The 5,797-nt window shown below is 62.8% G+C and carries 4 protein-coding genes; all 4 read left to right on the forward strand.

Features of this window, described 5'->3' with window-relative positions; all coding sequences use genetic code 11:
• Positions 1-173 precede the first annotated feature (173 nt).
• The 4 genes from HMPREF3087_RS04355 (at position 174) to HMPREF3087_RS04370 (ending at position 5,739) form a co-directional block, all read left to right on the forward strand.
• Positions 174-1,808 carry an ABC transporter substrate-binding protein gene (locus HMPREF3087_RS04355; RefSeq protein ID WP_070428207.1) on the forward strand — a complete coding sequence of 545 codons (1,635 nt, stop codon included), beginning with the start codon at positions 174-176 and terminating at the stop codon, positions 1,806-1,808.
• Positions 1,809-1,914: 106 nt separating this feature from the next.
• Positions 1,915-3,015: an ABC transporter permease gene (locus tag HMPREF3087_RS04360; protein WP_070428208.1), complete on the forward strand. Its 1,101-nt coding sequence runs from the start codon at positions 1,915-1,917 to the stop codon at positions 3,013-3,015.
• The gene (locus tag HMPREF3087_RS04365) at positions 3,015-4,037 is read left to right on the forward strand and encodes an ABC transporter permease (protein ID WP_083272026.1); all 1,023 of its coding nucleotides are present in this window, start codon (positions 3,015-3,017) and stop codon (positions 4,035-4,037) included. The genes HMPREF3087_RS04360 and HMPREF3087_RS04365 overlap by 1 nt, the downstream gene beginning before the upstream one ends.
• A complete protein-coding gene (locus tag HMPREF3087_RS04370; RefSeq protein WP_070428209.1) occupies positions 4,030-5,739 on the forward strand; it encodes a dipeptide ABC transporter ATP-binding protein in 1,710 nt (569 codons plus the stop codon). Before HMPREF3087_RS04365 ends, HMPREF3087_RS04370 begins: the two co-directional genes overlap by 8 nt.
• Positions 5,740-5,797: the final 58 nt, after the last annotated feature.

The following is a 5,797-nucleotide window of genomic DNA, read 5'->3' on the forward strand; positions in this document are numbered from 1 at the left end:
CGCTCACCGAAAAGGTGAGCGGCGCCTCGTGCTTGGGGTTAGGTGGATCACAATCAGCGGCTGCGTCCTGGTATCCTTAACGCACCCTGAGCGACCCGTGAACATTTTCTGAAAGCGGTCGCTGCATTGGTCTGACCGCCCCAGCTGGCGGTTCGAAACGAAAGGATGGCTTCATGGCCGTAAAGAAGCGCGCGGCGGGACTGGTTGCCGCAGCTGCCGCCCTCGCACTGGGGCTGAGCGCATGCTCGTCGTCGACCACCGGCGGTTCGGACTCCGGTGAAGGCGGCGCACTGAGCGTCGGCACCACCGACAAGGTCACCGTGCTCGACCCGGCAGGTTCGTACGACAACGGTTCGTTCTTCGTCATGCAGCAGGTGTTCCCGTTCCTCATGGAATACAAGCCCGGAACGTCGGAAATCCGCGAGGGAATCGCGGAATCTGCTGACTTCGTCAAGCCGAACGAATACGAAGTCAAGCTCAAGAAGGACCTCAAGTTCGCCAACGGCAACGACCTGACTGCCTCGGACGTCAAGTTCAGCTTTGAGCGCCAGACCAAGATCCAGGACCCCAACGGCCCGGCTTCGCTGCTGACCGCAATCGAATCGATTGACACCCCGGACGACCACACCGTCGTGTTCAAGCTGAACCGCGAAAACGACCAGACGTTCCCGCTGGTTCTCGCCGGCCCCGCCGGTCCGGTCGTCGACGAAGACGTCTTCGCTGCTGACGCCATCACGAAGGACGACGAAATCGTCAAGGGCAAGGCATTCGCCGGTCCCTACGAAATCTCGACCTACAAGTTCAACGAACTGGTCACCTACAAGAAGTACGACGGCTACGACGGCGGCGGTGATGCCGCCAAGAGCGCCGAAGTGCAGATGAAGTACTACTCCGACGCGAACAACATGAAGCTCGACGTCGAAAAGGGCAGCATCGACGTTGCTTACCGTTCGCTGTCGCCCACGGACATCGCTGACCTTGAAGGCAAGGACAACCTGACCGTCCACAAGGGCCCCGGCGGCGAAATCCGCTACATCGTGTTCAACTTCGACACGATGCCCCACGGCGCGAAGTCGGAAAACCCGGACGAAAAGAAGTCGCTGGCTATCCGCCAGGCCATGGCATCCTCGATTGACCGCGCGGCAATCGCCAAGGACGTCTACAAGGACACCTACCAGCCGCTGTACTCCTACGTGCCCGAAGGCATGCAGGGCGCAAACGAATCGCTCAAGGGCCTCTACGGTGACAAGCAGGGCGGCGCTGACGCTGACGCGGCTAAGAAGTTCCTCGAAGACGCCGGTGTGGAAACCCCGGTCAACATCAAGCTGCAGTACAACCCGGACCACTACGGTCCGTCTTCCGGCGACGAATACGCCGCTGTGAAGAAGCAGCTGGAAGACACCGATCTGTTCAAGGTCGACCTGCAGTCGACGGAATGGGTGCAGTACGCCAAGGACCGCAGCAACGACGTCTACCCGATGTACCAGCTGGGCTGGTTCCCGGACTACTCCGACGGTGACAACTACCTGGTTCCGTTCTTCTACAACACGGAAGAAGAACCGGCGTTCCTGGCCAACCACTTCCAGGACGACAGCATCAACAAGAAGCTGCTCGAACAGGTTTCCCAGCCTGACGCCGGCAAGCGCGAACAGCTGATCAGCGACATCCAGGACGACCTGGCCAAGCAGCTGCCCACGCTGCCGCTGCTGCAGGGCAACCAGATCGCCGTTGCGGACAAGAACGTGAAGGGCGTTGACGAAACGCTCGACCCGTCGTTCCAGTTCCGCCTGTCGATGCTGAGCAAGTAATCGCTGAAGAGTGAGGCCGCCGCTGACACTTGATGGACGCGGCGGCCTCGCTCGATCCTTAGGCCCGTGCCAAGGGCCTGCACTCCCTCTACCTACGGAAACTCATATGACAGCCAGTGTCGAAATTCCGGATGTCGCATCCGGTCCGGCCGGACAGCAGAAGAAGAAAGCGACCAAGAGCAGCGGCTCGGGTTTGGGCCGCTACCTGCTGGTCCGGTTCCTCCTCATCATCCCGACGGTGTGGATTCTCACCACGCTCGTCTTCTTCCTCATGCGGGTCACCGGTGACCCCATCACTGCCAGCCTCGGCGGCCGGCTGACAAAAGAACAGCTGGCCCAGCGCGTAGCCGAGGCAGGCTATGACCGGCCGCTGATCGTCCAGTACTTCGAGTACATGGGCAATCTGCTGCGCGGTGACTTCGGCACGACGGTGTCGGACAACCGTCCCGTCACGGAGGTCCTCGCGCAGTACGGCACAGCAACCCTGGAGCTCGTGCTGTTTTCGCTGGTCGTCGCGTTCATTGTGGGCATTCCGCTGGGCATGATCGCTGCGAAATACCGCGACCGCGCTCCCGATGCGGTTCTGCGCATCTTCGGCATCCTTGCCTACGCGACCCCGGTCTTCTTCATCGGTCTGCTGCTGAAACTGATCTTCGGTGTTCTGTGGCCGGTGCTGCCGGTGGCGGGCCGAGCTTCCGGAAGCACGGAGATTCTGCTTGACGGTGTTGTTGCGCCCACCCGTCTGTACCTGATCGATGCGCTGCGGATCGGCGACTTCGCCGCTGTCAACGACGTTCTGTCCCACGCGGTTCTCCCGGCGATCGCCCTGGGGCTGATCACGGGCGGTACGTTCCTGCGCCTGGTGCGCACCAACCTGATCGGCACCCTGGGTGCCCAGTACATTGAGTCGGGCCGTTCCCGAGGTGTCAGCGAGTTCCGTTTGACCACTCGCCACGCGTTCCGGCCGGCTCTCATCCCAATCATCACCGTCATGGGCATGCAGATTGCCCTCATGCTGGCCGGTGCGGTTCTGACCGAAACGACCTTCGAATGGAAGGGCTTGGGCTTCCAGCTGTTCCAGTACCTGCAGGCGCGTGACTTCGTTGCGGTGCAGGGCATTGTGGTTATGTTGGCGGTCATCGTCGCGGTCACCAACTTCATTGTCGACATCATCGTCGCCTTCATCGACCCCCGAGTGAGGTACTGATGAGCACCCTCAACACTCCCGAAACCCCGTCAGCGGCACCCGCTGCTGGCAAGGACTCCGGCGGCTACGCGCAGAAACCCTGGTGGAAGAAGCTGCCCGTCATCAGCCACGTCCTGCAGTCCTCCGGGCTGCAGCGCGGAATGCTGGTCACCGGTCTCATCATCTGCGGCGTTGTGCTCATCTGCGCTGTGTTCGCCCCGCTCATCGCCCCGTACGGCTACGCCGACCTGGGCGATGAAAACGGTCGCTTCGCCCCGCAGCAGGCACCTTCGGCCCAGCACATCTGGGGTACGACCGTCACCGGCTTCGATGTTTTCTCCCGCGTTATCTGGGGTGCGCGCACAGCGGTGTTCGTCATCGTGGTGGCAGTCATCGCATCCGTGTTCCTCGGTGTGATCCTCGGTCTGCTGTCCGGCTACATCGGCGGGTGGCTCGACCGGGTGCTCGTGGTTGTGGCCGACGCGATCTACGCGTTCCCGTCGTTGCTGCTGGCAATCGTCATGACGATCGTCATCTCCGGCGGTCAGTCGACCGTCGTCGGCGGTGTCGTCGCAGCCGGAATTTCGATCACCGTGGTGTTCGTCCCGCAGTACTTCCGCGTGGTCCGGTCAGAAACAGTGCGCCTGAAGGCTGAGCCGTTTGTCGAATCCGCGCAGGTTCTCGGTGACTCCAACCTGCGGATCATCGCCCGCCACATCTACCCGAACGCCACCCGCAACATTCCGCTGATCTTCACCCTCAACAGCTCCGAGGCGATCCTCACGCTCGCCGCCCTGGGCTTCTTGGGCTTCGGCATCGAGCCGACCTCGGCAGCCGAATGGGGCTATGACCTCAACAAGTCGCTCTCAGATGTCACCTCGGGCATCTGGTGGACGGCCCTGTTCCCGGGCCTTGCGATCGTGTTCACCGTCATCGGGATCACGCTGGTCGGCGAATCCATGAACGACCTCAACGACCCGCGCCTGCGCCTGCGCAAGAAATCCCGCCGCAGCCGGAAGGCAAAGGAGAGCAAGAATGTCTGAACATCTGCTGTCTATTGAGGACCTCAACGTCACCTTCACCACCGACGCCGGTGATGTCGACGCCGTCAAAGGTGTCAGCCTCTCCGTCGATCCGGGTGAAGTGCTTGCCGTCGTCGGCGAATCCGGATCCGGCAAAACCGTCACGGCAAAGACGATCCTGAGGCTGCTGCCGGAAACCGCGGTGGCCGACGGCGCGGTCCTCGTTTCAGGTGACAACGTCCTGAAGATGACGCCCGCTCAGCTGACTGCCATGCGCGGCCGCAAAGCCGCCATGGTGTTCCAGGAGCCGTCCACCGCGCTCAACCCCGTGTTCCCCGTCGGCTGGCAGATCACGGAAGGCCTGCGCGCGCACGACCCCAAGGCAAGCAAAAAGGACCTTCGGGCGCGCGCCGTCGAAGCCATGGAAAAGGTCGGCATCCCGCAGGCCGATGAGCGCTTCGACTACTACCCGCACCAGTTCTCGGGCGGGCAGAAGCAGCGCATCGTCATCGCTATGGCACTGGCGCTCGGAGCCGACCTCGTGATTGCGGACGAACCGACAACCGCACTCGACGTCACGGTCCAGTCGGAGATCCTCGACCTCATGCGGTCGCTGAAAGACGAATTCTCCACCGGAATTGTGCTCATCACCCACAACATGGGTGTTGTCGCCGACCTCGCAGACCGAGTTGCCGTTATGTACCGCGGTGAGCTCGTCGAAGTTGCCGACGTGCGCTCGCTGTTTGCCAACCCGCAGCACGAGTACACGAAGTCCCTCCTGGCGGCAGTGCCGAAGATCCGCACGCTTAAGGGCGGCCCGGCCACCGGTGCAGAGCCGACAGGCACCTCGGCAGCAGACCGTGCGGCGGCGCCGGAACAGGAAGACCCCTTTGCCGACGCCAAGACCATCGTCAAGGCGCGCGGCCTCGAAATCACCTACCGCGGCGGCTTCGGCAAACCGGACTTCCAGGCCATCAAGGGCGTTGACTTCGACATCCGCGAAGGCGAGGTCTACGGTCTGGTGGGCGAATCCGGTTCAGGAAAAACCACGATCGGCCGTGCAATCGCCGGCCTGACTCGCGCCAGCGGAGGCTCCCTGCGGGTCTTCGATCAGGAAATGGTCGGATTCAAAGAAAAGGAATTCAAGCCGCTGCGCGAAAAGATCGGCTTCGTCTTCCAAGACCCCGCAGCCTCGTTCAACCCGCACCTGTCGATCGGCGACTGCATTGCTGAACCCTTCCGGGTGCACAGGCCGCGCATGAGCGAACGCGACCGCCGCGGTGAAGTTGTGCGTCTGCTCGACGCCGTGCAGCTGCCGTCCGAATACGCCGACCGCTATCCGCACGAACTGTCCGGCGGTCAGCGTCAGCGCTGCTCGCTGGCCCGCGGCCTGGCGCTGCAGCCCGAACTGGTCGTGGCCGACGAACCCACGTCCGCCCTCGACGTGTCCGTCCAGGCGCGCGTGCTGGAGCTGTTCACCCAGCTGCAGGACGAGTTCGGCTTCGCCGCACTGTTCATCAGCCACGACCTCGCCGTTGTCGACATGCTGTCAGACCGCCTGGGCGTGCTCTTCCACGGCGACCTGCTGGAAGAGGGCACCGGCGAACAGGTGCTCGGCGCGCCGCAGCACACCTACACGCAGCGCCTCATCGCATCGCTTCCTGTTCCCGACCCCGTGGAACAGGAAAGCCGGCGCAAGCTGGCACGCGCACTGCGCGGCTGAGGCCGCGAACCCCACCCGAGCAAACGACGAGGCGCCGCTCACCTGGAAAGGTGAGCGG

Source organism: Brevibacterium sp. HMSC22B09, from assembly GCF_001806795.1.
Lineage (GTDB): Bacteria > Actinomycetota > Actinomycetes > Actinomycetales > Brevibacteriaceae > Brevibacterium > Brevibacterium ravenspurgense.

What these genes read in the sequence shown, in the direction of transcription:
- HMPREF3087_RS04360 (WP_070428208.1), top strand. Translation starts at nt 1,915, where the DNA reads ATGACAGCCAGTGTCGAAATTCCGGATGTCGCATCCGGTCCGGCCGGA.
- HMPREF3087_RS04365 (WP_083272026.1), top strand. Translation starts at nt 3,015, where the DNA reads ATGAGCACCCTCAACACTCCCGAAACCCCGTCAGCGGCACCCGCTGCT.
- HMPREF3087_RS04370 (WP_070428209.1), top strand. Translation starts at nt 4,030, where the DNA reads ATGTCTGAACATCTGCTGTCTATTGAGGACCTCAACGTCACCTTCACC.
- HMPREF3087_RS04355 (WP_070428207.1), top strand. Translation starts at nt 174, where the DNA reads ATGGCCGTAAAGAAGCGCGCGGCGGGACTGGTTGCCGCAGCTGCCGCC.